This is a genomic window from Curtobacterium sp. VKM Ac-1376 (assembly GCF_015351025.1).
GTDB lineage: Bacteria > Actinomycetota > Actinomycetes > Actinomycetales > Microbacteriaceae > Curtobacterium.
Map to the genome: position 1 here is coordinate 47,129 of NZ_JADKRV010000005.1, position 26,670 is coordinate 73,798.

Annotated in this window: 23 protein-coding genes; 21 read left to right on the forward strand and 2 right to left on the reverse strand. The window is 71.1% G+C overall.

The window, feature by feature from the left end; all coding sequences use genetic code 11:
* Window positions 1-3: 3 nt before the first annotated feature.
* Window positions 4-966: a bifunctional riboflavin kinase/FAD synthetase gene (locus tag ITJ56_RS08270; RefSeq protein ID WP_194629573.1), complete on the forward strand. Its 963-nt coding sequence runs from the start codon at window positions 4-6 to the stop codon at window positions 964-966.
* A 103-nt stretch (window positions 967-1,069) separates the two neighbouring features.
* Here the strand turns inward: ITJ56_RS08270 and ITJ56_RS08275 are convergent, their stop codons facing one another.
* Both ITJ56_RS08275 and ITJ56_RS08280 read right to left on the reverse strand, forming a co-directional pair.
* Window positions 1,070-2,302, reverse strand: coding sequence for a DUF349 domain-containing protein (locus ITJ56_RS08275; protein WP_194629575.1), 1,233 nt, complete (start codon window positions 2,300-2,302; stop codon window positions 1,070-1,072).
* 113 nt (window positions 2,303-2,415) lie between these two features.
* Window positions 2,416-3,234 (reverse strand): peptidylprolyl isomerase, encoded by an 819-nt coding sequence (locus tag ITJ56_RS08280; RefSeq protein WP_194629577.1) that lies wholly within the window; start codon window positions 3,232-3,234, stop codon window positions 2,416-2,418.
* A 128-nt stretch (window positions 3,235-3,362) separates the two neighbouring features.
* Between ITJ56_RS08280 and ITJ56_RS08285 the strand changes: the two genes are divergently transcribed.
* The 20 genes from ITJ56_RS08285 to gmk all read left to right on the forward strand — a co-directional run bounded on the left by ITJ56_RS08285 (window position 3,363) and on the right by gmk (window position 26,646).
* On the forward strand, window positions 3,363-4,715 hold the full coding sequence (locus tag ITJ56_RS08285) for a replication-associated recombination protein A (RefSeq protein WP_194629877.1): 1,353 nt from the start codon (window positions 3,363-3,365) through the stop codon (window positions 4,713-4,715).
* A 246-nt stretch (window positions 4,716-4,961) separates the two neighbouring features.
* Complete coding sequence (rpsD, locus tag ITJ56_RS08290; protein WP_194629587.1) at window positions 4,962-5,591, forward strand: 30S ribosomal protein S4; 630 nt, start codon at window positions 4,962-4,964, stop codon at window positions 5,589-5,591.
* Window positions 5,592-5,714: 123 nt separating this feature from the next.
* Window positions 5,715-5,897 (forward strand): hypothetical protein, encoded by a 183-nt coding sequence (locus ITJ56_RS08295; protein ID WP_194629589.1) that lies wholly within the window; start codon window positions 5,715-5,717, stop codon window positions 5,895-5,897.
* A 60-nt stretch (window positions 5,898-5,957) separates the two neighbouring features.
* Window positions 5,958-8,615 (forward strand): alanine--tRNA ligase, encoded by a 2,658-nt coding sequence (gene alaS, locus ITJ56_RS08300; protein WP_194629591.1) that lies wholly within the window; start codon window positions 5,958-5,960, stop codon window positions 8,613-8,615.
* Entirely contained in the window at window positions 8,615-9,067 is a 453-nt protein-coding gene (gene ruvX / locus ITJ56_RS08305; RefSeq protein ID WP_194629879.1) for a Holliday junction resolvase RuvX, read from the forward strand. Before alaS ends, ruvX begins: the two co-directional genes overlap by 1 nt.
* Before the next feature lie 92 nt (window positions 9,068-9,159).
* A complete protein-coding gene (mltG, locus tag ITJ56_RS08310; RefSeq protein ID WP_228517376.1) occupies window positions 9,160-10,698 on the forward strand; it encodes an endolytic transglycosylase MltG in 1,539 nt (512 codons plus the stop codon).
* Window positions 10,699-10,740: 42 nt separating this feature from the next.
* Window positions 10,741-11,961, forward strand: coding sequence for a chorismate synthase (gene aroC / locus ITJ56_RS08315; RefSeq protein ID WP_194629597.1), 1,221 nt, complete (start codon window positions 10,741-10,743; stop codon window positions 11,959-11,961).
* Window positions 11,958-12,614: a shikimate kinase gene (locus ITJ56_RS08320; protein WP_323749758.1), complete on the forward strand. Its 657-nt coding sequence runs from the start codon at window positions 11,958-11,960 to the stop codon at window positions 12,612-12,614. Before aroC ends, ITJ56_RS08320 begins: the two co-directional genes overlap by 4 nt.
* Entirely contained in the window at window positions 12,611-13,708 is a 1,098-nt protein-coding gene (gene aroB, locus ITJ56_RS08325; RefSeq protein WP_194629598.1) for a 3-dehydroquinate synthase, read from the forward strand. Before ITJ56_RS08320 ends, aroB begins: the two co-directional genes overlap by 4 nt.
* Window positions 13,709-13,927: 219 nt before the next feature.
* Entirely contained in the window at window positions 13,928-15,619 is a 1,692-nt protein-coding gene (locus tag ITJ56_RS08330; protein ID WP_194629600.1) for an ABC1 kinase family protein, read from the forward strand.
* Window positions 15,620-15,755: 136 nt separating this feature from the next.
* Window positions 15,756-16,319, forward strand: coding sequence for an elongation factor P (gene efp / locus ITJ56_RS08335; RefSeq protein WP_022906721.1), 564 nt, complete (start codon window positions 15,756-15,758; stop codon window positions 16,317-16,319).
* Between the two features lie 11 nt (window positions 16,320-16,330).
* A complete protein-coding gene (nusB, locus tag ITJ56_RS08340) occupies window positions 16,331-16,783 on the forward strand; it encodes a transcription antitermination factor NusB (RefSeq protein WP_194629602.1) in 453 nt (150 codons plus the stop codon).
* 24 nt (window positions 16,784-16,807) lie between these two features.
* Window positions 16,808-17,407 (forward strand): bifunctional pyr operon transcriptional regulator/uracil phosphoribosyltransferase PyrR, encoded by a 600-nt coding sequence (gene pyrR, locus ITJ56_RS08345; RefSeq protein WP_228517377.1) that lies wholly within the window; start codon window positions 16,808-16,810, stop codon window positions 17,405-17,407.
* Window positions 17,407-18,381, forward strand: a complete 975-nt coding sequence (locus ITJ56_RS08350; protein ID WP_194629882.1) for an aspartate carbamoyltransferase catalytic subunit — start codon at window positions 17,407-17,409, stop codon at window positions 18,379-18,381. The genes pyrR and ITJ56_RS08350 overlap by 1 nt, the downstream gene beginning before the upstream one ends.
* The gene (locus tag ITJ56_RS08355) at window positions 18,378-19,736 is read left to right on the forward strand and encodes a dihydroorotase (RefSeq protein ID WP_194629606.1); all 1,359 of its coding nucleotides are present in this window, start codon (window positions 18,378-18,380) and stop codon (window positions 19,734-19,736) included. Before ITJ56_RS08350 ends, ITJ56_RS08355 begins: the two co-directional genes overlap by 4 nt.
* On the forward strand, window positions 19,733-20,296 hold the full coding sequence (locus ITJ56_RS08360) for a hypothetical protein (RefSeq protein ID WP_194629608.1): 564 nt from the start codon (window positions 19,733-19,735) through the stop codon (window positions 20,294-20,296). The genes ITJ56_RS08355 and ITJ56_RS08360 overlap by 4 nt, the downstream gene beginning before the upstream one ends.
* Window positions 20,293-21,537: a glutamine-hydrolyzing carbamoyl-phosphate synthase small subunit gene (gene carA, locus ITJ56_RS08365; RefSeq protein WP_194629618.1), complete on the forward strand. Its 1,245-nt coding sequence runs from the start codon at window positions 20,293-20,295 to the stop codon at window positions 21,535-21,537. Before ITJ56_RS08360 ends, carA begins: the two co-directional genes overlap by 4 nt.
* Window positions 21,537-24,830 carry a carbamoyl-phosphate synthase large subunit gene (gene carB, locus ITJ56_RS08370; protein WP_194629626.1) on the forward strand — a complete coding sequence of 1,098 codons (3,294 nt, stop codon included), beginning with the start codon at window positions 21,537-21,539 and terminating at the stop codon, window positions 24,828-24,830. Before carA ends, carB begins: the two co-directional genes overlap by 1 nt.
* A 20-nt stretch (window positions 24,831-24,850) precedes the next feature.
* Window positions 24,851-25,726 carry an orotidine-5'-phosphate decarboxylase gene (gene pyrF, locus ITJ56_RS08375; protein ID WP_416354765.1) on the forward strand — a complete coding sequence of 292 codons (876 nt, stop codon included), beginning with the start codon at window positions 24,851-24,853 and terminating at the stop codon, window positions 25,724-25,726.
* Complete coding sequence (gene gmk, locus ITJ56_RS08380) at window positions 25,723-26,646, forward strand: guanylate kinase (protein WP_323749760.1); 924 nt, start codon at window positions 25,723-25,725, stop codon at window positions 26,644-26,646. Before pyrF ends, gmk begins: the two co-directional genes overlap by 4 nt.
* Window positions 26,647-26,670: the final 24 nt, after the last annotated feature.

Sequence of the window (26,670 nt, forward strand, 5' to 3'; positions counted from 1 at the left end):
ACCGTGCAGTTCTACGAGGACACCGCCGACGTGGCAGAGGGCTTCGGACCCAGTGCCGTCACCATCGGCAAGTTCGACGGCGTCCACGTCGGGCACCGCGCGGTGATCGCGCACCTCGAGCGCGCCGCCCGCGAGCAGGGCCTCGTCGCCACCGTCGTCACGTTCGACCGGCACCCGTTGAACGTCATCGACCCGCAGCACGTGCCGCCGGCGTTGACGAGCACCGCTCAGCGCCGCGAGCTCCTCGAGGATGCCGGGGTCGACGCCACCCTGTTGCTCCGCTTCGACGAGGAACTGCAGTCGAAGTCGCCAGAGGCCTTCGTGTCCGAGATCCTCGTCGACACACTGCACGCACGTCTGGTCTTCGTCGGCAGCGACTTCCGCTTCGGCGCGAAGGGCGCCGGTGATGTCCCGCTGCTGCGGACCCTGGGGGAGCAGCACGGCTTCACCGTCGAGCTCATCGACGACGTCGACCTCGTCGATGACGTCCGGCCCGACGGTGGGCGCCGGGTGTCGTCGACCTGGATCCGCGAGCTGCTGGGACAGGGCCGGGTGGCCGAGGCCGCACGTCTGCTCGGCAGGGAGCACGCCGTCCGCAGCACCGTCGTGCACGGCAACCAGCGCGGGCGCGCCATGGGGTACCCGACGGCGAACCTCGACCCGTCGTGCGAGGGCTTCGTGCCGGCCGACGGTGTCTACGCCGCGCGGGTGCTGCACGACGGCACGGTGTACCCGGCCGCGGTGTCCGTCGGTAACAACCCGACGTTCGAGGGGGTCCCGGCGAAGCAGATCGAGGCGCACCTGCTCGACGTCGACATCGACCTGTACGGCGACCGGATCTCGGTGCTCTTCGTGTCCTACGTGCGCGGGATGGTCAAGTTCTCGTCGATGGACGAGCTCGCGGCACAGATGCGCCAGGACGACCTCGACATCCGACTGCTGCTCGGGCTGCCCGCTCCGGTCTGAGCCGGGCAGCACCCGCGGTCGCTCCCACAGCGGCGGCCGTGGACCCGGACGACGACACCCCCGTGACGTGGTCGGTCGCGGGGGTGTCGTGTGTCCGGTGGTGTCAGCCGCCGAGTGCGTCGAGCCAGATCTTGCGCGCGTCGAGGGCTTCCTGCGCGTCCTTGATCTTCCGGGCGTCACCGGTGGCCTGGGCCGCCGCGAGCTCGGACTGGAGCTTGCCGATTGCGTCCTCCAGCTGGCTCGCAAGGCCGTTCTGCCGGGCCTTGCGCTCCGGGTTGGACTCCTTCCAATGCGCGTCCTCGAGGCCACGGACGTGGTCCTCGATCGCACGCAGGCGGTCCTCGATGCGACGGACGTCACCGCGGGGCACCTTGCCGATCTCGTCCCAGCGGCGCTGGATGCCGGTCAGGGTCTTGCGCGCGGCGACCCGGTCGGTCGCCTTGAGCAGCGGCTCGGCCTCGGTCAGGAGCGCCTGCTTGGCCTCGAGGTTGCCGGAGAACTCTTCGTCCTCGGCTGCGCTCTCGGCGTGGCGCTGCTCGAACAGCACGTCGCCGGCGGCCTTAAACCGAGCCCAGAGCGCGTCGTCGTGTCGCTTGCCCGCACGGCCGGCGTTCTTCCAGTCGTCCAGCAGTTGCCGGTAGTCCGGGATCGCGTCGGAGCCGCGCGGCGCGAGGGCCTCGGCCTGCGCCACGAGCTCCTGCTTGCGGGTGCGGGCGTCGCGGTGCTGCGCGTCGAGTTCGGAGTAGAAGGCGCGACGGTGCTGGTCGACGGTGGAGCGCGCCGCGCGGAACCGCTTCCAGAGCTCGTTCGCCTCGTTCTTGGGGATCCGGGGCCCGTCGTGCTGGTGCTGCTGCCAACGCGCGAACACGTCGTCGAGCTGGGCCGTGATCTGCTTCCACTGCGCCCGTGCAGGGTCGACCGAGGCGAGTGCCTCGGCCTCTTCCACCAGGGCGGTGCGGTGTGCGAGCGCGTCGTTCAGGGCCTGCTGCGCCTGCTCGGCCTGCTCCTTGGTGAGTGATCCGAGCTGTTCGGCGAGCACGCCCACGCGGGTCTCGAGCGACTTGATGTCGCCGACCACTCGAGCGTCGGCCACCAGGGCCGTCAGGTGCTCGACCGTCCGGGCGACGTCGTTCGCCGACGCACTGCGCTGGACGCGCTGCTCGGCGATCTTCACCTGCCCCTCGAGATCGGCGTACTTCCGAGCGAAGTAGGCGAGGGCTTCTTCGGGGGTGGCGTCCGGGTACTCACCGACAGCACGTTCGGTCTCTTCGTACCGGACGTACACGGTGCCGTTCTCGTCGACCCGCCCCCAGGTCGTTGCTTCGTCAGGTCCCACAGGTCTCGCCTCGATCGTGGTCGTGCATCGCCGACGTCACCGTCGGCACGGTCAGGTCGTCAGCCTATTGCACGGACGGGCTCCGCCGCCCGACCGGTGTCACGGGTTGTGGACTACTTCTCCTGCTCGATGGTCGCGCCGGTGATCTTCGTCGCCACCTTCGGTTCACCCGTGCCGTCCTCGCCCGGCGACGAGATGCCCTTCGTGGCGATCTTCGACTCCAGCTCGGACAGGCCGCTCGTGACCTTGCCCACCACCGTGTAGCCGCCGGTGGACGAGTCGAGTGTGGTGTCGCCGTAGACGATGAAGAACTGGGTCGACTGCGAGTACGGGGACGACGAGCGGGCGATCGCGATGGTGCCCTCGTCGTAGACGCCGTCGCTCGGCACGTTCTCGAGCGGGCCGTACTCGAACCCGGCATCCCCCGTGCCGTCGCCGTTCGCCGAGCCGCACTGCAGGAACTTCAGGCCGTCGCTGTCCGCGAGCCGGTGGCAGGTGGTCCCGTTGTAGAACTGGTCGCGGATGAGGGAGATCTCGACACTCGCGGCTTGGGGGGCCTTCGCGCCGTCCAGTTCGATGCCGAGGTCGATGGTCTTGTTGAGCGTCAGGGTGCCGGTCCAGGTCGACTTCTTCGCGATCGACTTGCTCGGCACGTCACCGGTGTTCCCGGCCGTGGCACTGGCCGACGGGGTGGCGGTCGCCGAGGCGGAGGCGGAGGCGCTCGGGCCTGAAGCGTCGGACCCCTGCGATCCGGCGAACGCGAGCTGCGATCCGGTGGCGAGGGCCGCGACGAGGACCAGGGCGCCGGCGCCGACCAGGTTGTCCCGCACGCGACGGCGACGCTGCCGCTCGTGGAGGCCCTTGCGGGCCTGGTACAGGCGGAGGCGCTCGCGCGCCTCGCGGTTGTCACGCGCTGGGTTCTTCGGTGCCACGGTGCTGGTCTGCCCTCTCGTCGCAGTGTGCAACGAGCGTAGCCGAACGGTCGCCCCCACCAGCCGGGAGGAACGGCCCTGTCGGTGGACCGGCCTACGATTGGCGCATGGCAGCGGACCGTTCGGGCATGCACGCACCCACCACGGGTGGTCGCGCCGGTCTCGCGCAGGGTTCCGTCCCGCTCGCCGTCCGGATGCGCCCCACCAGCCTCGACGAGGTAGCCGGACAGCAGCACCTGCTCGGCCGCGGTTCACCACTCGTGCAGCTCGCTACGGGTACCCGCGAGAACCCCGGCGGCGTGTCGGTCATCCTCTGGGGGCCGCCCGGCACCGGGAAGACAACGCTGGCGCAGGCGATCGCCCGTCAGTCGGGGCGCGAGTTCGTCGAACTGTCCGCGGTGACGGCTGGTGTCAAGGACGTGCGCGAGGTCATGGAGAAGGCCCTGACCCACCGCGACCTCTACGGCTCGACAACGGTGCTGTTCCTCGACGAGATCCACCGCTTCAGCAAGGCCCAGCAGGACGCCCTGCTGCCCGGCGTCGAGAACGGCTGGGTGATCCTGATCGCGGCCACCACGGAGAACCCGTCGTTCTCCGTCATCTCCCCACTGCTGTCCCGCTCGCTGCTCCTCACGCTCAAGCCACTGACCGATCCCGACCTCGGCATGCTCGTCGACCGTGCGGTCGAGGACCCACGGGGACTCGGTGGCGCCGTGGTCCTCGGCGACGAGGCCCGCAGCGCGATCATCCGGCTCGCCTCCGGTGACGCCCGACGAGCGCTCACCGCGCTCGAGGCCGCGGCGGCGTCGGCTGCCGCTGCGCAGGAGGACGACGACGAGACCGTCCCCGTCGTCGACGCCGACACGGTCGCGGCTGCCGTCGACCGCGCCCTGCTCCGGTACGACCGACAGGGCGACGAGCACTACGACGTCATCAGCGCCTTCATCAAGTCGGTGCGGGGGAGTGACGTCGACGCAGCGCTCCACTACCTCGCCCGCATGATCGAGGCCGGCGAGGACTCGCGGTTCATCGCACGGCGCATCATCATCTCCGCGGCCGAGGACATCGGCATGGCCGATCCGCAGGCGCTGCCCATCGCCGTCGCCGCGGCCCAGGCCGTGCAGCTCATCGGCATGCCCGAAGGCCGCATCCCCCTGGCCGAGGCCGTCGTGTACCTGGCGACCGCCCCGAAGTCGAACGCCGCCTACAACGGCGTGAACCAGGCCATGGCGGACGTCAAGGCGGGACGGATGGGCACCGTCCCGATGCACCTGCGCGACGCGCACTACGCCGGGGCGAAGCGCCTCGGCCACGGCAAGGGGTACGTCTACTCACACGACGCCGAGCACGGGGTCGCCGAGCAGCAGTACCTGCCGGACGCCCTCGAGGGCACCGAGTACTACACGCCGACGACCAACGGGTACGAGCGCGAGGTCGGACCGCGGCTCGAGCGGCTCCGGAAGATCACGCGCGGACACTAGTCGGTGCTTCTGCGCCGGCTCCGATGCTGCTATCGTTGACGGGCCTACGTCCTGGTCCTCGCGTGCGGCTGCGTCGAGGACAGAGTGCAGGCCGGTCGAACAGACCGGCCCCACGGGGACAGAGGTTCGGACTGTAGCCGTCCGATCCCACAGGCTCATCCCTCTGGATCCCTTCGTCGGGTTCGATCGCACGTGCGCGTGCGGTGGCCGTCGATCAGTTCAGTTCAGTACAGAGAAAAGGACCCTGTGTCTACCAAGTCACGCACCCGCAGCAAGACCCGCCTGTCGCGCGCGCTCGGCATCCCGCTGACGCCGAAGGCGGCCCGTTACCTCGAGAAGCGCCCCTACGGGCCCGGTGAGCACGGCCGTACGCGCCGTCGTGCGGACAGCGACTACGCCGTCCGCCTCCGAGAGAAGCAGCGTCTGCGCGCCCAGTACGGCATCCGCGAGAAGCAGCTCCGCATCGTCTTCGAAGAGGCCCGCAAGACGAAGGGCCTGACCGGTGAGAACCTGGTCGAGCTCCTCGAGCAGCGCCTCGACGCCCTCATCGTGCGTGCCGGCTTCGCCCGCACCACCGCGCAGGCTCGTCAGTTGATCGTGCACCGCCACATCCTGGTGGACGGCAAGCTCGTCGACCGCCCCTCCTTCCGCGTCAAGGAGGGCCAGCTGATCCACGTCAAGCAGCGCTCCGAGTCGCTCGAGCCCTTCCAGGTCGCCGCTGCCGGTGGCCACCAGGAAGTCCTTCCGAAGGTCCCGGGCTACCTCGAGGTCGAGATCGAGAAGCTCCAGGCCCGCCTCGTGCGTCGCCCGAAGCGCGCCGAGGTCCCCGTGACCTGTGAAGTGCAGCTCGTCGTCGAGTACTACGCAGCTCGCTGATCCACTGATCGCACCCGAACGGCGGGTCGTCCTCTCGAGGGCGACCCGCCGTTCGGCGTTCCGGCACCGGCGGCTAAGCTTGTCCGGGCATGCACCGCCCGGGTGCACAGAGGGAGAGGCACCGTGAAGCAGCTGTTCTTCGTCGTCGTCGGCATCGCCATCGGGTTCGCCGTCGCGCACCAGGTCGCCCAGACCTCGGGTGGCGCTGGGCTCTTCGCCGACGTGAACGCCATGACGAAGGCCTTCACGGGTGCCGTCGCCGACGGCTACCGGTCCCGCGAAGCCGAGCTCCGCACCGACGTCTGAGCATTCCGGCCCGCGCCGTCACGACTCTCCTCCACCCCCGACCTGAACCCAGGAAGCACCATGCAGACCGCAGAGATCCGCCGCCGTTGGCTCCAGTACTTCGGTGACCGCGGCCACACCGTCGTCCCGTCCGCGTCCCTCGTCTCCGACGACCCGTCGCTCCTCTTCACGGTCGCCGGCATGGTGCCGTTCATCCCGTACCTGACCGGGCTCATCCCGGCGCCGTTCCCCCGCGCGACGAGCGTGCAGAAGTGCATCCGCACGAATGACATCGAAGAGGTCGGCAAGACCCCGCGGCACGGCACGTTCTTCCAGATGAACGGGAACTTCTCGTTCGGCGACTACTTCAAGGAGCAGGCGATCCAGTTCGCCTGGGAGTTCCTCACGAAGCCGGAGTCCGACGGTGGCCTCGGGTTCTCGCCCGACGACCTCTGGGTCACGGTGTACGAGGAGGACGACGAAGCGATCGCCTTCTGGAAGCAGCACTCCTCGCTGCCGGACGAGCGGATCCAGCGCCTCGGCAAGGACACGAACTACTGGTCGACGGGACAGCCCGGTCCGGCCGGCCCGTGCTCGGAGATCTTCTTCGACCGCGGCCCCGAGTACGGCATCGACGGCGGCCCGGCGACGGACGACGACCGGTACGTCGAGATCTGGAACCTGGTGTTCATGCAGTACCAGATCGCCGACGTCCGCTCGAAGTACGACTTCGAGATCACCGGCGAGCTTCCGAACAAGAACATCGACACCGGCATGGGGCTCGAGCGCGTCGCCTTCATCAAACAGGGCGTCGACAACATGTACGAGATCGACCAGGTCCGCCCGGTCCTCGACCGCGCGGCCGAGGTCTCCGGACGCCGCTACGGAGCGGTGCACGAGGACGACGTCCGCATGCGTGTCATCGCCGACCACGTGCGGTCCTCGCTCATGCTCATCGCCGACGGCGTGAGCCCGTCGAACGAGGGCCGTGGGTACATCCTCCGCCGCCTGCTCCGCCGCACGGTCCGTGCGATGCGGCTGCTCGGCGTCGAGGCCGCCACGTTCCCGGAGCTGTTCCCGGCGTCTCGTGACGCGATGCGGGACGCCTACCCCGAAGTGGCGTCCGACTACGACCGCATCTCGCGCATCGCCTACGCGGAAGAGGAGACCTTCCTCCGCACCCTCGCGCAGGGCACGACGATCCTCGACGTCGCGGTCGAGCGCGCCAAGCAGGACGGTGCGCCCTCGATCGGTGGCGACACGGCGTTCCTGCTGCACGACACTTTCGGGTTCCCCATCGACCTGACGATGGAGATGGCGGAGGAGGCCGGCGTGCACGTCGACCGGACCGCCTTCGAGACCCTGATGTCCGAGCAGCGTGCGCGGGCGAAGGCCGACGCGAAGAGCAAGAAGACCGCGATCGCCGACCTGAGCGTCTACAGTGCCTTCCGCGCGAAGGGCGAGACGGTGTTCCTCGGCTACGACGCGCTCGAGGCCGAGACGCGGGTGCTCGGCATCATCGTCGACGGCGTCAGCGTGGACCGCGCGGTCGCGGGTGACATCGCCGAGGTGATCCTCGGTGAGACCTCCCTGTACGCGGAGTCCGGTGGTCAGGATGCCGACCAGGGTTCCATCGTCGGCAACGGCTTCGACCTCGAGGTCCTCGACGTCCAGCGCCCTGTCTCCGGACTGTGGAGCCACACCGTGCAGGTCCGCTCCGGTGAGGTCGGGGTGGGGGACCCGGCGAGCACCGTCGTCGACGCCGACTACCGCCGCGGCGCGACCCAGGCCCACTCCGCGACGCACCTGGTGAACGCGGCGCTCCGCGACATCCTCGGCCCGGACGCCCTGCAGGCCGGTTCGTACAACAAGTCCGGCTACATGCGCCTCGACTTCTCGTGGTCGCAGCCGGTCTCGCTCGAGACCCGCTCCGAGATCGAGGAGGTGGTGAACACCGCGATCCGCACCGACCTCGACGTCACGACCCGCATCCTGCCCATCGACGAGGCGAAGGCGCTCGGCGCGCAGGCCCTGTTCGGCGAGAAGTACGGCGCGGAGGTCCGCATGGTCGACATCGGCGGCCCGTGGTCCCGCGAGCTCTGCGGGGGCACGCACGTCGCGTCCAGCGCACAGATCGGGCTCGTCAACCTGGTGGGGGAGTCGAGTGTCGGCTCGACCAATCGACGCGTCGAGGCGCTCGTCGGGCTCGAGGGGTTCCGCGACCTCGCCGTCGAGCGCACGATCGTGTCGCAGCTGTCGAGCGCGTTGAAGGCGCCCCGTGCCGACCTGCCGACGCGCGTGCAGACCCTCATGGAGGACCTCCGTACCGCCCAGAAGAAGCTCGCCGAGTACGAGTCGGCCAACCTGCAGCAGCGTGTCCCGGTGATCGCCCGGACCGCGACGACCGTCGGGGCGACCACCGTCGTCGCCGAGACGGTCGAGGGGCTGCAGTCCGGCGACGACCTGCGGTCGCTCGCGACCGGTGTGCGCGGCCAGCTCGGTGACGGCGCTGCCGTCGTCGTGCTCGGCGCCGTGGTCAACGAGAAGCCGATCGTGATCGTCGCCACCAACGACGCAGCGCGTGCCGCGGGCGTGCAGGCGGGCCCCCTCGCCAAGGAGGCCGCCGGTGTCCTCGGCGGCGGTGGGGGCGGCAAGCCGGACCTGGCGCAGGGCGGCGGGACCGACGCGGCCGCGCTCCCGGCGGCGCTGCGTGCCGTGACCGCACGGCTTGCGGGCTGATCGTGGGGATCCGGTCCGGGCGGCGGCTCGGCGTCGACGTCGGGCGTGCCCGGATCGGGGTCGCGGTGTGTGATCGTGACGGGCTGCTGGCGACGCCCGTCGAGACGGTCCGACGCGACGACGCGACCGATGTGCGGCGGATCCTCGAGCTCGCGGACGAGTACGACGCGCTCGAGGTCGTCGTCGGTCTGCCGCTCTCGATGTCGGGCGGGGACACCCTGTCGACCGCGGACGCACGGGAGTTCGCGGCGCGGATCGCCGAGCAGCGCCCGGTGCGGCTGGTCGACGAACGCCTGTCGACGGTGACGGCCCAGCGCGGCCTGCACCAGGCGGGCAGGAACACGAAGAACTCGCGGGCCGTGATCGACCAAGCGGCCGCTGTTATCATTCTGCAACACGCGCTCGACCACGAGCGCAGTGCCGGTGCCCCTCCGGGCGCCACGCTTCCCTGACAGGGCTGCCCGTTTCGTCACATGGGTGCTCTCGTTCGTCCCCGAGGACGACGGTGCCCAGGTGGAGTTCCCGACCGAGAGACCGAGGACCGTTGGCAGACGATCTGGACTGGAACGCGATCATCGCGCCCGGCAGCGACGCCGAGCGGCGGAAGGCGACTTCCGACCGCGCGGCAGGTTCCGATGACCGCGGCGACACGGGTCCGGTGACCCCGCCGCCAGCCCCGCCGATGTCTCGGCGCGAGGCCCGCGCGCTCGAGACCGAGCGTGCCCGACGCGCCGCCACCGACGGCCCGCCGGCCGACCCCGTGGTCGAGCGCGTCGACGACGAGCACCCGACCTCGCCCGCCCACGCACCCGTCGCCACGCCTCCGGAGGAACTGCACCCCGAGGTGGCAGCACTGCTCACCGGCGAGGTCCCGTCCGCGCCGTCCCTCGCCGAACACGCGTCGGACGGAACCGCTGACGCCGACCGTACCAGTGGTGGTGGCGCCGCGGGAGGCGGCGGACGCGGGAGTCGAGGCGGGGGCGGACGCGCCTCCAGGCCGCCGCGCGAACCGCGACCGAGGCGTCGCCGCGGGCCGCTCGTGGCGGGCGTCGTCATCGTCGCCGTCGTCCTCGCAGCCGGCGTCGGCGCGTACACGTTCGCCGCACCCAAGATCCAGCAGATCGTCGCTTCGGTCAGCGGCTCGCAGGAGCCCGATGACTACACGGGTAGCGGCACCAGCAAGGTGACCGTCACCATCAAGCAGGGCGACATCGGCGAGGACGTCGCCGCGACGCTGCAGCGCAGCGGCGTCGTCAAGGACTCGAAGGTGTTCTACAAGCTCCTGCTCGCCTCGCCCGACGTGCAGTTCCAGCCCGGTTCGTACGCCCTGAAGAAGCAGATGAGCTCCAAGTCCGCCCTGACCGCACTGCAGGACGAGGACAACCGGGTGCAGGCCTCGATCGTCATCCCCGAGGGCACAGCACTGGCCGACATCGAGGCCGGCATGGTCTCGAAGGCAGGGCTGACGAAGAAGGAGGTCGCGGCGGCAGCGGAGGACCTCTCGGCCTACGACCTGCCGTCCGGTGTGACGAGCCTCGAGGGCTGGTTGTTCCCCGCGACCTACCCGATCAACCCGGGCTGGACAGCAGAGCAGTACTTCGGGTCCATGGTCGACACCATGAAGGAGCACCTGGCGGCGGCCGGCGTGAAGGAGGCCGACCAGGAGCGCACCATCGTGTTCGCGTCCCTCGTGCAGAAGGAAGCCGGTCTCGCGGCCGACTACCCGAAGGTCGCCCGCGTGTTCCAGAACCGCCTCGACCAGGGCATGAAGCTGCAGTCCGACGCCACTGTGGCGTACGGCACGGGCAACACGCACACGGTGACCACGACCGACGCCGAGCGCGCGGACGCGTCGAACGAGTACAACACCTACGTGCACGAGGGGCTGCCGCCGGCGCCGATCTCGAACCCGGGGGACATCGCGATCAAGGCGGTGACGGCCCCGGCCACGGGCGAGTGGCTGTACTTCGTGACGGTCGACCTCGAGACCGGCGAGACGGTGTTCTCGGACACGTACGACCAGCACCTCGTCGCCGTCGAGCAGTTCCAGGCCTGGCTGCGGGCACACCCCGACTACCAGTAGGCGACGACGTCGCACGGACGAACGCTGTGGGAGGATTGCGGCATGCTTCGTTGGTTGACTGCTGGTGAGTCCCACGGACCCGAACTGATCGCGATGCTCGAGGGCCTGCCCGCGGGTGTCCCGGTGTCGTTCGAGTCCATCCGCACCGATCTCGCGCGCCGCAAGCTCGGCTACGGTCGCGGGTCACGGATGAAGTTCGAGCAGGACGAGCTGCACGTGTCAGGCGGCGTCCGGCACGGCTACTCCCTCGGCAGCCCCATCGCGATCCGCATCGGCAACACCGAGTGGCCGAAGTGGGTCGAGGTCATGAGCCCCGAGCCCGTCGAGTCGACGGAGATGTCCCGCGGCCGGAGCGCCCCGCTCACGCGTCCGCGTCCGGGCCACGCCGACCTCGTCGGCATGCAGAAGTACGGCTTCGACGAGGCCCGGCCGGTACTCGAGCGGGCGAGCGCCCGTGAGACCGCTGCGCGGGTCGCCCTCGGCGCCGTCGCCAAGTCGTTCCTCGCCGAGCTCGGCATCCGCTCGGTCGCGCACACGCTGCAGGTCGGGACGGTCCGTGTGCCGGACGGCACAGCGCTGCCGCTACCCGACGACGTGGACCGCCTCGACGAGGACCAGCTGCGCTGCTTCGACGCCGCGACGTCCGCGCGCATGGTGACCGAGGTCGAGGCCGCGAAGAAGGACGGCGACACCCTCGGCGGTGTCGTCGAGGTGCTGTTCTACGGCGTCCCGCCGGGGCTCGGCTCGCACGTCCACTGGGATCGCCGCCTCGACGCCCGCCTCGCTGCGGCGATCATGGGAATCCAGGCGATCAAGGGCGTCGAGGTCGGTGACGGCTTCGCGACCGCCGGTCGTCGCGGGTCCGCGGCGCACGACGAGCTGTACCGCGAGGACGGCGAGATCTACCGCACGAGCGACCGCGCAGGCGGTACCGAGGGTGGCATGTCCACCGGCACCGTGCTCCGCGTCCGCGCCGGCATGAAGCCGATCGCCACCATCCCGCACGCCCTGCACACCGTCGACGTCGTGTCGGGTGAGGACGCCGCGGCCCACCACCAGCGCTCCGACGTCTGCGCCGTGCCGGCGGCCGGGGTCGTGGCCGAGGCCATGGTCGCCCTGGTGCTCGCCGACGCGGTGCTCGAGAAGTTCGGCGGCGACAACGTGGTCGAGACCAAGCGCAACCTCGACGCCTACCTCGCCGCGATCCCGGAGACCCTGCGCACGCGTCGGACCGAGCCGTCGGCGACCACCACCGCCCTGTGAACACCGACGTCCGGAGCACCGATGCGCCCGTCGTCGTGATCGGACCGATGGGCGCCGGCAAGTCGAGCGTCGGCAAGCGGGTGGCGAAGGCCCTCGGCCTGCCGTTCACCGACACCGACCGGGTCATCGTGCGCGAGCACGGGCCGATCCCCGGCATCTTCGCCGGCCGTGGTGAACCCGCGTTCCGGGCGCTCGAGGCCGAGGCGGTCCGGGCGGCGCTGACCACCGGGGGCGTCATCGCCGTCGGCGGGGGAGCGGTCACCCACCCGGACACTCGGCAGGCGCTGGCGGGGGCGAGGATCGTCCTGCTCACCGTCTCGCCCGAGGCGGTCGCCGACCGCATCGCCGGGTCCGACCGGCCGTTGCTTGCCAACGGCGGCATCGACGCCTGGCGCACGATCGCGGACGAGCGAGCAGCCACCTACGCCGAACTCGCCCACCTGGTGGTCGACACGTCGCGGCGGCCGATGTCCCGCGTCGTCGACGAGGTCGTCACGTGGCTGCGCAGTGACGCCCAGAGCAGTGACGCCCAGCGCACCGACGCGCAGCGCACCGACGCGCAGCGCACCGACGCGCAGCGCACCGACGCGCAGCGCACCGACGCGCAGCGCACCGACGCCAGCAGCAGCACCAGCACCGAAGGAGCACCGTGACCGAGTCGACCCTGCCCGCCGGGACCACCGAGATCCGCGTCGGCGGTGCCGACGGCTACACCGTGGCCGTCGGCACCGACCTGCTCGGTGCCCTCCCCGCGATCCTGGGCCCGCGCGTCGCCAAGGTCCTGATCGTGCACGCGCCGACGCTCGGCGCACGGGCGAACGAGCTCCGTGCGCTCCTGGTCGACGCCGGGCTCGAGGCTCTGATCGCCGAGGTCCCGGACGCCGAGGGCGCCAAGCGCGTCGAGGTCGCCGCGTTCTGCTGGCAGATCATGGGCCAGGCCGACTTCACCCGCACCGACGCCGTCATCGGCCTCGGCGGTGGCGCCGTCACCGACCTGGCCGGGTTCGTCGCCGCCACGTGGTTGCGCGGTGTGTCGTACGTCGCCGTTCCGACGAGCGTGCTCGGCATGGTGGACGCGAGCGTCGGCGGCAAGACGGCCATCAACACGAACGAGGGCAAGAACCTCGTCGGCACCTTCTTCGCCCCCCGCGCGGTCGTCGTGGACCTCGACCTCGCCCGGACGCTGCCCCGCAACGAGATCCTGACCGGCTTCGCGGAGATCGTGAAGGCCGGGTTCATCGCCGTGCCGGAGATCCTGGACATCGTCGAGGCCGACGTCGACCGGGTGACCGACCCGACGTCCCCCGAGTTCCGGCGTGTGGTCGAACTCGCCATCGCGCTGAAGGCCGAGGTCGTCTCGGACGACTTCACCGAGCAGGGCTGGCGCGAGATCCTCAACTACGGGCACACCCTCGGGCACGCCATCGAGCACGCCGAGCGGTACCAGTGGCGCCACGGCGCGGCGGTGTCGGTGGGCATGGTGTTCGCGGCCGAGCTCGCGCGTCTGACCGGGCACCTGGACGATGCCACGGTCGACCGCCACCGCGCGATCCTCGAGTCGCTCGAGCTGCCGACCACGTACGGCGTCGGGCGGTGGCAGGGGCTGCTCGCGACCATGCGGCGCGACAAGAAGGCGCGGGCCGGCATGCTGCGGTTCATCATCCTCGACGGCGTCGGCAAGCCCGTCGTGCTCGAGGGCCCGGAGGACCACCTGCTCTTCACCGCCTACCAGGAGGTCGGCGTCTAGCCAGGCGGCCCGTGGCGGTGAACCCGCCGTCTGGCGGGGGCACGCGCTCTGCGGAACGCAGCCCCGTGCCTCCCGGCCGGTGACGCCCGTCGGCCTTCCGATGGTGAGCAGAAATGGTCGGAAACGCCGGGCGGAGTCGACCATCTCTGCTCACGGAACGTTCAGGCGCTGACCCACCGGCACGTGGCGGACCCAGCCCCGGGGAGCAGACTGACGAACGTGCCCACCCCACCCCGACTGAGCGACCTCTCCGGACCGCGCGACGCCGACACCGGCACACTGCGCTCCCGGGGACGCCGTTTCACCGAACTCCTGTCGATCGCCCGTCGGCACCACCTCGTGCCCTTCCGACGCCTCGACCTCTCGCACGACCCGGCCACGGCCGACCTACGCCGCAGCCAGGCCGAGCACCTCCGTCGTGCGCTCGAGGAAGCGGGCGGCGGCTTCGTGAAGATGGGGCAGCTGCTGTCCACGCGTGACGACCTGCTGCCCGAGGAGTGGACCGAGGGCCTCGCGCACCTGCAGCGCAATGTGACCGCTGCCCCCGCTGACGCGGTGCGCGCCCTGCTCGAGCAGGAGCTCGGCGCACCCGTCGGCCACGTCTTCGCGGCGTTCGACCCGGTGCCCGTCGCCGCGGCCTCGATCGCGCAGGTACACCGTGCGCGGCTGCCCGACGGCACCGCGGTCGCCGTCAAGGTGCAGCGACCGGGGATCGACGCCGCGGTGCGCCGTGACGTCGACATCGCCCTGCGGGTCGTCCGGTTCATGGCCCGCTGGTCCACCGAGGCGCGACAGGTCGGCGTGCAGGACGTCGCCGCCCAGTACGCGGACGACCTGGTCCGCCAGGTCGACTTCGTCTCCGAGCTCCGCAACCTCACGGCGCTACGCGCGGCCCAGGCCCGCAGCGCCCGGCCCGACGAGGTCCGCTTCCCCGATCCCTACCCCGACCTGTCCGGGCGGCGGGTGCTCGTGATGGAGTTCCTGGAGGGCGACACGCTCAGCGCGATCCACGCCGAGCGTTCCGAGCGTGACCTGGACGGGCCGATGCGCACGGTCCTCCGCGCGTTCCTGCGCCAGGTCGTCTTCGACGGCCTGTACCACGCGGACCTGCACCCGGGGAACGTGCTGGTGCTGCCCGACGGTCGGCCCGCGTTGATCGACTTCGGGTCGGTCGGGAGGCTCGACCCGGGTCTCCGGGACACCGTCCAGGACCTGCTGGCCGCCTACCTGCAGGACGACACCTCCCGGATCGCCGATGCGGTCCTCCGGATGGCACCCGTGCGCGATGCGCACGACGAGCCCGACTTCCGTCGGGACATCGCACGCTTCGTCGCGGACGAGCTCGGCCCCGGTGCTCGCATCGGTGTCGAGACGGTGGACGACGCCGTCGAGGTGTTCGGCCGGTACCGACTGAAGGCGCCGCCGGACTTCGTCGCAGCGGCCCGCGCCCTTGCGATCTTCGAGGGCACGCTCCGCACGCTGGCCCCGTCGTTCGACCTGCTCGAGGAGTCCCGCGGGCTCGCCCGTGAGCAGATCGCCGACCAGCTGCGCCCGGGCAAGCTGCGGGACCTCGCGGCGAAGGAGCTCCTCGGCGTCGTGTCCGCAGCACGACGGCTGCCGCGCCGCGTGGACCGCATCGGTGAGGCGATCGAGACCGGCCGGTTCACGGTCAACGTCCGGCTCTTCGCGGACAGTCGCGACCGCGACCTCGTGTCCGGGCTGATCCGGCGGATCCTGCTCGTGCTGCTCGGCGCCGGCGCTGGGATTCTGGCGATCGTCTACCTGGCGCTGCCCGCTCGCCCCACGGCGACCCTGTCCACCGGGGCGGCCGGAGCTCTGCTCGGGAGTGCGGCGGTGGTGTTGCTCGCCTGGGCGGCGATCGACGCCTGGCGGGCTCGACGGCGCCGTTGAGCACCGCACGCCGCGGACGGGGGCGGGACGTGCTGCCCGCGCTGCGGGCGCGGCGCGCGCGTCCGCTACACTCGTCCGGGGCCGTCCGCGGTCCGAGGACACTTCACAACACGACCGAACGGGACACCGACGACTCATGGCCAGTACCACAGACATCAAGAACGGCGCCGTTCTCATCATCGACGGCCAGCTGTGGTCGGTCGTCGAGTTCCAGCACGTCAAGCCGGGCAAGGGCGGCGCGTTCGTCCGCACGAAGCTGAAGAACGTCGTCTCGGGCAAGGTCGTCGACCGCACGTTCAACGCTGGCGCGAAGATCGACACGGCGACCGTCGACCGTCGCGACTACCAGTTCCTCTACGAGGACGGCGACTCCTACGTGTTCATGGACACGGACACCTACGACCAGATCCCGGTCTCGGCGACGGTCGTCGGGGACGCGAAGAACTACCTGCTCGAGTCCGCGATGGTCACCATCGCGATGAACGAGGGCAACCCGCTCTACGTCGAGCTCCCGACGTCGATCGTGACCGAGGTCGAGACCGAGCCGGGCCTGCAGGGCGACCGTTCCTCCGGTGGCACGAAGGACGCGACGATCATCGCGACCGGCCACCGCATCCAGGTCCCGTTGTACCTGGAGAGCGGCACCACGGTGAAGATCGACACACGCGACGGCAGCTTCCTCGGCCGCGTCAACTCCTAGGCGCCGACCGTATGAGTGCTCGTTCGAAGGCCCGCAAGCGCGCCCTCGACATGCTGTACGTGGCCGAGGTCCGTGAGCTGCCGATCGCGGACGTCCTCGCCACCGAGACCGTCCGCCACCTGGACCAGCCGGAGCGCGCCTCCAGCTGGGACTACGCGCGGCAGATCGTCACGGGCGTCGACGAGGCGCGCCACGAGATCGATGCCGTCATCGTCGACCACGCCCAGGGGTGGTCGATCCCGCGGATGCCGGTCCTCGACCGCTGCATCCTGCGCATGGGCGTGTGGGAGCTCCGGTTCAACCCGGAGGTGCCCGACGCCGTCGCGATCGCCGAGGCCGTCGAGCTCGCCCAGTCGCTGTCGACGGACGACTCCGCCGGGTTCGTCAACGGCGTGCTCGGAGCCGTCGCCGGCGGTCGTGCACCGTCCGGTCGGACGGTCGCAGGAGACCAGGAGTCCCGGTAGGGTTGACCACGTCAGCATCCTTTAATGCCGTCCAGTGAGGCGGGGAAGGGGGTCGACGTGGGAACCAGAACGGTCCTGCAACAGCCCGACATCACGCGTGCCCTGACACGCATCGCGCACGAGATCCTCGAGGCCAACCACGGCGGCTCGGACCTCGTGCTCCTCGGCATCCCGACGCGGGGCGCCGTCCTCGGAGAGCGCCTCGGTCGGATCCTCGCCGACATCGAGCCCGACTGGGCGTCGGCCCGCGGGGGCATCGGCACCGAGCGTGTCGGCACGCTCGACGTCACCATGCACCGCGACGACCTCGGTCACGGCATCGGCCGCGCTCCGCACCGCACCGTGATCCCAGCCGCGGGCATCGACGGCAAGGTCGTCGTGCTCGTCGACGACGTGCTGTACTCCGGCCGCACCGTCCGTGCCGCGCTCGACGCCCTGCAGGGGATCGGTCGGCCGCGTGCCGTGCGGCTCGCCGTGCTGGTCGACCGCGGGCACCGCGAGCTGCCGATCCGCGCGGACCACGTCGGCAAGAACCTGCCGACTGCCTCCGACGAGCGCGTCACGCTGCACCTGGCGGAGACCGACGGCGACGACACCGTCTTCATCGAGCAGGGGGTGGCGTGATGCGGCACCTGCTCTCCACCGCCGACCTGTCCCGAGACCAGGCCGTCCACATCCTCGACGTGGCCGAGGAGATGTCCGAGGTGAACACGCGCGAGGTCCGGAAGCTCCCGGCGCTGCGGGGCAAGACCGTCGTGAACCTGTTCTTCGAGGACTCCACGCGCACGCGCATCTCGTTCGAGGCAGCCGCGAAGCGCCTGTCGGCCGACGTCCTGAACTTCGCCGCGAAGGGCTCGAGCGTCTCGAAGGGTGAATCCCTGAAGGACACGGTGCAGACGCTCGGCGCGATGGGCATCGACGGCATCGTGCTGCGCCACGGCGCGTCCGGTGCGCCGCGGGTGCTCGCCGACGCCGACTGGATCGACGTGCCCGTCGTCAACGCCGGTGACGGCACCCACGAGCACCCGACGCAGGCGCTGCTCGACGCCTTCACCATGCGCCGCCGACTGCACGGTGCCGGCTCCCGCGGTCAGGGACTCGACGGCGTGCGGGTGCTGATCATCGGCGACGTGCTGCACAGCCGCGTCGCCCGGTCGAACGCCTGGCTGCTCCGTACCCTCGGGGCCGCCGTGACCTTCGCCGCCCCGCCGACCCTGCTGCCCGCGACGACGACGCCGTTCGGTGCTGCCGTGCACCACGACCTCGACGCCGCCCTGGCCGAGGACCCGGACGTCGTCATGACGCTCCGGATCCAGCAGGAGCGGATGAACGACGCGTTCTTCCCGAACCCGCGCGAGTACACCCGGCACTGGGGCCTGACGGCAGCGCGCTTCGGGCGGCTGCCCGAGCGCACGCTGATCATGCACCCGGGGCCGATGAACCGCGGGCTCGAGATCGCCGGCGTCGCCGCCGACGACCCGCGCTCGACCGTCGTCGAGCAGGTCGAGAACGGCGTGTCGGTGCGGATGGCAGTCCTGTACCTCGCCCTGACGGGCAGTGCCGTCAACGGCACCGAAGCGAAGGAGACCGTCGCATGACCGCTCACCTGATCCGCGGCGCGCAGCTGGTCGACGGCTCGCGTGCCGACATCCGCCTGGAGGGACGGCGCATCAGCGCGATCGGCTCCGGTCTCGACACGGCCGGTGCCACGGTCGTCGACGCGGACGGCCTCATCGCCCTGCCCGGTCTCGTGGACCTCCACACCCACCTGCGCGAGCCCGGACACGAGGAGTCCGAGACGGTCCTCACCGGTTCGCGCGCCGCGGCCGCGGGCGGCTTCACCGCCGTCAACGCGATGGCGAACTCGAGCCCCGTCGCCGACACCGCCGGGGTCGTCGAGCAGGTCCAGGCCCTCGGCGACGACGCCGGCTACGTCACGGTCCGCCCGATCGGCGCCGTGTCCCAGGGGCTGCAGGGCACGCACCTGTCCGAGATCGGGGCGATGGCGACGTCGCGGGCGAAGGTCCGGGTCTTCTCGGACGACGGCTCCTGCGTGGCCGACCCGCTGCTCATGCGCCGCGCGCTCGAGTACATCAAGGGCTTCGGCGGGGTGCTCGCGCAGCATGCCCAGGAGCCTCGGCTGACCATCGGCGCGCAGATGAACGAGGGCCGGCTGTCCTCCGAACTCGGCCTCGCCGGCTGGCCGGCCGTCGCGGAGGAGGCGATCATCGCCCGGGACGTCCTGCTCGCCGACCACGTCGGAGCACGCCTGCACGTCTGCCACGTGTCGACGGCCGGCAGCGTCGAGGTGATCCGGTGGGCGAAGTCCCGCGGCATCGACGTCACCGCCGAGGTCACCCCGCACCACCTCGTGCTCACCGAGGACCTCATCGCCGGCCGTGACGGTGCCCCCGGCTACGACGCCCGCTACAAGGTGAACCCACCGCTCCGCGCGAACGAGGACGTCGAGGCGCTCCGCGCGGCCCTGGCCGACGGCACCATCGACATCGTCGCGACCGACCACGCACCGCACACCGCCGAGGCGAAGTGCTGCGAGTGGCCCGCCGCGGCGAACGGCATGGTCGGGCTCGAGTCCGCGCTCAGCGTCGTGCAGGCCGCCGTGGTCGACGACGGCCGGCTCGACTGGTCCGACGTCGCCCGGGTGCTCTCCGAGGCACCGGCGCGCATCGGCCAGGTGGAGGGCCACGGCCAGCGCCTCGCCGAGGGGGCGCCCGCCGAGATCACGCTCTACGACCCGTCGGCCAGCCGCGAGTTCGCAGTGACCGACCTCGCCGGGCAGTCCCAGAACTCGCCGTACCTCGGCATGACCCTGCCCGGCCGAGTCGTCGCGACGTTCCACCAGGGCTCGGCGACGGTACTCGACGGCCAGCTCGTCGACGCCGACACGGTCGCCGCGCACGCCGCGGCGCTCCGGTCGGGAGCGCGCGCGTGAGCGGCGACGCGCAGCGGTGGCTCCTCGGCGGGGTCATCCTGCTCGCGGTCGCCGGGCTGTTCGTCGCGATGGCGCGCACCTGGCGGACGCGGACCAGGAGACAGGCCGAGGCCGTGCCTCCCGTCAGTGTCCCGGCCGACCTGCCACCGGCTGTCGGGTCGTGGGACGGGTTCACCGTCGCGACGACCCGCGCCGACCAGCCGCTCGAACGCATCACCGCCGGCGGCCTCGGCTTCCGCGGTCGGGGCGGCGTGACCGTCCACGAGGCCGGTGTGGTCCTGCGACTGGCCGGGGCGGACGACCGCTGGATCGCACGGGCTGCGGTCCGCGGTGCCGACCGCTCGACGTGGGCGATCGACCGCGTGGTCGAGCCCGGGGGACTGGTCCGTCTGCGATGGACGGCGACCGGCGCCGCAGGTGCGACGGACCTCGACACGTACTTCCGGTTCCCGGAGGGTGACGCAGCCGCGCTGCACGCCCTGCAGGCACTGACCGAGACCGGGCCGCAGGCGACTGTGGCCGATGCTCCGCGAACCGCGGGCGAAGGGAAGAAAGCATGACACGCGAACGGGCCGTCCTGGTCCTCGAAGACGGCACCCGGTACGACGGCTGGGCCTACGGCGCCCGGGGGCGCACGCTCGGCGAGGTCGTCTTCGCGACCGGCATGACCGGCTACCAGGAGACGCTGACCGACCCCTCCTACGCCGGCCAGATCGTGGTGCAGACCGCGCCGCACATCGGCAACACCGGCGTCAACGACGAGGACCCCGAGTCCCGTCGCATCTGGGTCGCCGGGTACGTGGTGCGCGATCCCAGCCGCGTGGTGTCGAACCACCGCGCCAACGCGTCGCTCGACGATCACCTGGTGCGTGACGGCATCGTCGGCATCTCCGGGATCGACACCCGCGCCCTCACCCGCCGCATCCGCGACGCCGGCGCCATGAAGGGCGGCGTCTTCAGCGGTGCCGAGGCGGCGCTGTCGGAGTCGGAGCAGCTGGACGCCGTCCGGTCACAGGCCACGATGGCCGGCGCGAGCTTCTCGGCGGTCGTGTCCACCCCGGAGACCTACGTCGTCCCCGCCGTCGGCGAGCAGATCGGCACGCTGGCCGTGCTCGACCTCGGTGTGAAGGCGTCGACCACCCGGTACCTCGCCCAGCGCGGGTTCGAGGTGCACGTCGTGCCGCAGGACATCTCCGCCGCAGAGCTGTCGGCGCTCGACCCGGATGCCCTGTTCTACTCGAACGGCCCCGGCGACCCCGCCGCGTCGGACGCCCAGGTGGAACTGCTGCAGGACAGCCTGCGCACCGGCCGCCCGTTCTTCGGCATCTGCTTCGGCAACCAGCTGCTCGGCCGCGCGCTCGGCTTCGGCACCTACAAGCTGCCCTTCGGCCACCGGGGCATCAACCAGCCGGTGCTGGACACGGTCACCGGCAAGGTCGAGATCACCAGCCAGAACCACGGCTTCGCAGTCGACGCGGCCCTCGGCGAGGTCCTCGAGTCCCCGGCCGGCTTCGGTCGGGTCGAGGTCTCGCACTACTCGCTGAACGACGACGTCGTCGAGGGCCTCCGCGCGCTCGACGTGCCGGCGTTCAGCGTGCAGTACCACCCCGAGGCCGCCGCCGGTCCGCACGACAGCATGTACCTCTTCGACCGGTTCGCGGACATGGTGCGCGAGCGTCGGGACGGGGAGCCGCTCGACGCGGCCACTGCCGACGCCACGACCCCCGCAGCAGACGTGACCGCCGACGCCACACGTGTCGTCGACCCGGCCGCAGCAGACATCACCAAGGAAGCGAACTGATGCCCAAGCGCGCAGACATCAACTCCGTCCTCGTCATCGGTTCCGGCCCGATCGTCATCGGGCAGGCCGCCGAGTTCGACTACTCCGGCACCCAGGCGTGCCGCGTCCTCCGCGCCGAGGGCGTCCGGGTGATCCTGGTCAACCCGAACCCGGCGACGATCATGACCGACCCCGACTTCGCGGACGCGACGTACATCGAGCCGATCACGAACGCCTCGCTCGAGGAGATCATCCGGATCGAGCGGCCGGACGCCGTCCTGCCGACCCTCGGTGGCCAGACCGCCCTGAACGCGGCCATCGCGCTCGACGAGGCCGGCATCCTCGCGAAGCACGGCGTCGAGCTCATCGGTGCGAAGGTCGACGCGATCCAACGTGGCGAGGACCGCCAGCTCTTCAAGGAGCTCGTGCTCGAGTCGGGCGCCGACGTCGCCCGCAGTCACATCGCGCACACGTTGGAAGAGGCGAAGGAGTTCGCGAAGGACCTCGGCTACCCGCTGGTCGTCCGCCCGTCCTTCACGATGGGCGGCCTCGGCTCGGGCTTCGCGTACAACGAGGCCGAGCTCGTCCGCTTCGTCGGCGACGGGCTGCAATCCAGCCCGACGACCGAGGTCCTGCTCGAGGAGTCCATCCTCGGCTGGAAGGAGTACGAGCTCGAGCTGATGCGCGACAACTACGACAACACCGTCGTCATCTGCTCCATCGAGAACGTCGACCCGGTCGGCGTGCACACCGGTGACTCGATCACGGTCGCGCCCGCGCTGACCCTGACCGACCGCGAGTACCAGAACATGCGGAACATCGGCATCGACATCATCCGTCGCGTCGGCGTCGACACCGGTGGCTGCAACATCCAGTTCGCCGTCGACCCGTCGAACGGCCGCCTGATCGTCATCGAGATGAACCCGCGCGTCTCCCGCTCGTCCGCCCTGGCATCGAAGGCCACGGGCTTCCCGATCGCGAAGATCGCCGCGAAGCTCGCCATCGGCTACCGCCTGGACGAGATCCAGAACGACATCACGAAGGTCACGCCGGCGAGCTTCGAGCCGACGCTCGACTACGTCGTCGTGAAGACCCCGCGGTTCGCCTTCGAGAAGTTCCCGGCGGCCGACGCGACCCTGACCACGACGATGAAGAGCGTCGGCGAGGCGATGGCCATCGGCCGCAACTACGCCACGGCGCTGCAGAAGTCCCTGCGCTCGCTCGAGAAGCGCGGGTCGAGCTTCCACTGGGACATCCCGGCATCGGAGCTCGACAAGGACGCCCTGCTGGCGAAGTCGTCCATCCCGACCGACGGTCGCATCGTGACGGTGCAGCAGGCCCTGGTCGCCGGCGCCACCGCGGCGGAGGTCTTCGAGGCGACGAAGATCGACCCCTGGTTCATCGACCAGATCGTGCTCATCAACGAGGTCGCGGACGAGGTCCGGGCGGCCGAGTCCCTCGACGCGGACACCCTGCGCTGGGCGAAGGAGCACGGCTTCAGCGACACCCAGATCGCGAGCCTGCGCAGCACGGACGCGGCGCCGGTCTCCGAGCAGCAGGTCCGTGACGAGCGGCACGCCCAGGGCATCCGGCCCGTCTTCAAGACGGTCGACACCTGCGCCGGCGAGTTCCCGGCCATGACGCCGTACCACTACTCGTCGTACGACACCGAGACCGAGGTCGCCCCGAGCGACCGCAGGAAGGTCGTCATCCTCGGGTCCGGGCCGAACCGCATCGGCCAGGGGGTCGAGTTCGACTACTCGTGCGTGCACGCGTCCTTCGCGCTCGGCGACGCCGGGTTCGAGACGATCATGATCAACTGCAACCCCGAGACCGTGTCGACCGACTACGACACCTCGGACCGCCTGTACTTCGAGCCGCTGACCGCCGAGGACGTCCTCGAGGTCATCGAGGCCGAGGCGGCGTCCGGCGAGCTCGTCGGGGTCGTCGTGCAGCTCGGCGGCCAGACCGCCCTGGGCCTGGCGAAGCCGCTCGAGGCCGCCGGGATCCCGATCCTCGGCACCAGCCCCTCGGCGATCGACTCCGCCGAGGAGCGCGGGCAGTTCTCCGCCATCCTCGACGCCGCGGGGCTCCTGGCGCCGCGGAACGGCACGGCCCACGACCTGGCGAGCGCGACCGCCGTGGCCGAGGAGATCGGCTACCCCGTCCTCGTCCGACCGTCCTTCGTGCTCGGCGGCCGCGGCATGGAGATCCTGTACGACTCGCCCTCGCTCGCCGACTACTTCGACCGGATGGCCGACCAGGCGATCATCGGCCCGGAGCTCCCGCTGCTCGTCGACCGGTTCCTGGACGACGCGGTGGAGATCGACGTCGACGCCCTCTTCGACGGGGAGCGGCTCTACATCGGCGGGATCATGGAGCACCTTGAGGAGGCCGGCATCCACTCCGGTGACTCCGCCTGCACCCTGCCCCCGGTCGGTCTCGGCCGCGCCGAGATCCAGGGCGTGGTCGACGCCACCGGGAAGATCGCCCGCGGCATCGGGGTGCGGGGCCTGCTCAACGTCCAGTTCGCCATCGGCGCCGGCGTGCTCTACGTCCTCGAGGCGAATCCCCGTGCCAGCCGCACGGTCCCGTTCGTCTCGAAGGCCCTCGGCATCCCGCTGGCAAAGGCCGCGTCCCGCATCATGACCGGCACCACGGTCGACGAACTCGTGGCCGAGGGCATGCTGCCCGAGCGCGACGGCGCCTTCGTGCCGTCGCAGTCGCCGGTCGCCGTCAAGGAGGCCGTGCTGCCCTTCCGTCGGTTCCGCACCCGCGAGGGGCAGGTCGTCGACTCGGTGCTCAGCCCCGAGATGCGCTCCACGGGCGAGGTCATGGGCATCGACCGCGACTTCCCGCGGGCGTTCCTCAAGTCGCAGGACGCGGCGTACGGCGGCCTGCCGACCAGTGGCACGGTCTTCGTGAGCGTCGCCGACACCGACAAGCGCGCGATCGTGCTGCCGGTGCACCGCCTGCAGCAGCTCGGCTTCACGATCATCGCGACCGAGGGCACGGCGGAGATCCTCCGCCGGAACGGCATCGAGGTCGGGATCGTCGGCAAGTACAGCCAGGGCGGCGAGAGCGTCGTCGACCTGCTGGCCACGGGCGAGGTCGACATCGTCATCAACACGCCGTCGGGTGCCGCCGGGCGTGCGGACGGGTACGAGATCCGGGCGGCCACCGTCGCCGCGGACAAGCCGCTCTTCACGACGATCGCCCAGATCGGTGCGGCGGTCGCGGCGATCGAGACGATCGGCACGCCGCTCAACGTCCGCAGCCTGCAGGACTACGCGCGCGAGCGCGCGACCTGGTGACGGGTGCCAGCGTGGGCACGATCCGCTCAGGAGGCCCGGCCTCCTTCGGCGACCGGCTCGCGTCCGCGATGCGCGAGCGTTCACCGCTCTGCGTCGGCATCGACCCCCACGCCGCCACCCTGGCGGCGTGGGGGCTCGCCCGCGACGAGCGGGGGCTCACCGCGTTCGGCGCGACCCTGGTCGACGCGGCCGCCGGCCGTGCGGCGATCGTGAAGCCGCAGGTCGCCTTCTTCGAGGCGGCTGGGGTGGCGGGCTACCGTGCGCTCGACGCGACGATCCGTCGGGCACGCGATGCGGGCCTCCTGGTCGTCGCCGACGCGAAGCGGGGCGACATCGGGACCACCGGTGACGACTACGCGCTCGCGTGGCTGGACCGTGACGGGCCGTTCGCGGCCGACGCCATGACCGTGTCGCCGTACCTCGGGTACGGCTCGCTCCGGGGCACGATCGACGTCGCGCGCCGGAACGGTGCCGGCGTCTTCGTGCTCGCCGCGACGAGCAACCCCGAGGCCCGGGTGCTGCAGACCGCCGTGCTGGCGGAGGGCCCGCGTACCGGCCGGACGGTCGCGGCCGGTATCGTCTTGGACGTGGCAGACGACAACCGGTCCGTGGGCGATCAGGCCCTGGGTGACGTCGGGCTCGTGCTCGGCGCGACCCTTCATCTCGACGACTTCGGCATCGATGCGGACGCGATCGGCACGGCACCGGTCCTCGCACCGGGTTTCGGTGCCCAGGGTGCCCGGATCGAGGACCTCCGTGCGCTGTACCGCACCCGTGCCGAGCAGGTGCTCGTGAGCGAGTCGCGCGGCCTGCTGACCGGCGGTCCGGACGGGGCCCGGGCGCTCGTGGCCGACCGTGCCGACCGCATCCGCACCGCACTGGGGGCGTCCGCGTGACCGACGACCGCGACGACCTGCCCGCCCACCGCACCCCGCCGGAGGTCGACCGCGTCGCTGCGGCGAAGGCCGCGGTGGCCGCACGACGCGCCAGGGCCGCGGTGAAGGCCACGATCGCCTCGGGGGAGCGGTCCGCACTCGACGTCGCACGCGCCGCGTGGGACGACTCGCTGGTCGAGACGACGTCCGCCGAACGCTCGCTGCGCGTCCGTGACCTGCTCGTCAGCCTGCCCGGCATCGGTCCGGCGCGGGCCGAGGCGATCATGGGGACGCTGCGCATCGCGCCGTCGAAGCGCCTGGGCGGACTCGGTACCCGCCAGCGGACCGCCCTGGCGGACTGGCTCGCCGCCCGTGGCCGCAAGCGCGGCAGCTCGAAGCTCGTCGTGCTCGCCGGTCCCACCGCGGTCGGCAAGGGCACCGTGAGCGCGCACATCCGACAGCACTACCCGGACGTGAACCTCAGCGTCTCGGCCACCACGCGGAAGCCCCGCCCCGGTGAGGTCGACGGCGTGCACTACTACTTCGTGGACGACGACGAGTTCGACCGCATGATCCGCGATCGTGAGCTGCTCGAGTGGGCGACCGTCCACAACTCGTACCGCTACGGCACCCCGCGCCCGCCGATCGACCGCGCGCTCGACGCCGGCGAGAAGGTCATGCTCGAGATCGACCTGCAGGGTGCCCGGCAGGTCCGCGACGCCATGCCCGAGGCGGTACTCGTGTTCCTGCTGCCCCCGACGTGGGAGGAACTGGTGCGCCGGCTCATCGGCCGCGGCACCGAATCGGCCGAGGAACAGGCGCGTCGGCTCGAGACCGCGAAGATCGAACTCGCGGCGCAGGAGGAGTTCGACGTGCGGATCGTGAACTCCGATGTCGGCACGGCGGCACGCGAGGTCGTAGACTTGTTCTCTGCGCCCTGACGGGTGCACCGACGACGAGGAGAC

Bases quoted from the DNA above. Each gene is read 5' to 3' on its own strand.
- carA (WP_194629618.1), top strand. From the start codon at position 20,293: ATGACACGCGAACGGGCCGTCCTGGTCCTCGAAGACGGCACCCGGTAC.
- ITJ56_RS08355 (WP_194629606.1), top strand. From the start codon at position 18,378: ATGACCGCTCACCTGATCCGCGGCGCGCAGCTGGTCGACGGCTCGCGT.
- ITJ56_RS08350 (WP_194629882.1), top strand. From the start codon at position 17,407: ATGCGGCACCTGCTCTCCACCGCCGACCTGTCCCGAGACCAGGCCGTC.
- aroC (WP_194629597.1), top strand. From the start codon at position 10,741: ATGCTTCGTTGGTTGACTGCTGGTGAGTCCCACGGACCCGAACTGATC.
- alaS (WP_194629591.1), top strand. From the start codon at position 5,958: ATGCAGACCGCAGAGATCCGCCGCCGTTGGCTCCAGTACTTCGGTGAC.
- carB (WP_194629626.1), top strand. From the start codon at position 21,537: ATGCCCAAGCGCGCAGACATCAACTCCGTCCTCGTCATCGGTTCCGGC.
- efp (WP_022906721.1), top strand. From the start codon at position 15,756: ATGGCCAGTACCACAGACATCAAGAACGGCGCCGTTCTCATCATCGAC.
- pyrR (WP_228517377.1), top strand. From the start codon at position 16,808: ATGCCGTCCAGTGAGGCGGGGAAGGGGGTCGACGTGGGAACCAGAACG.
- nusB (WP_194629602.1), top strand. From the start codon at position 16,331: ATGAGTGCTCGTTCGAAGGCCCGCAAGCGCGCCCTCGACATGCTGTAC.
- ITJ56_RS08285 (WP_194629877.1), top strand. From the start codon at position 3,363: ATGCACGCACCCACCACGGGTGGTCGCGCCGGTCTCGCGCAGGGTTCC.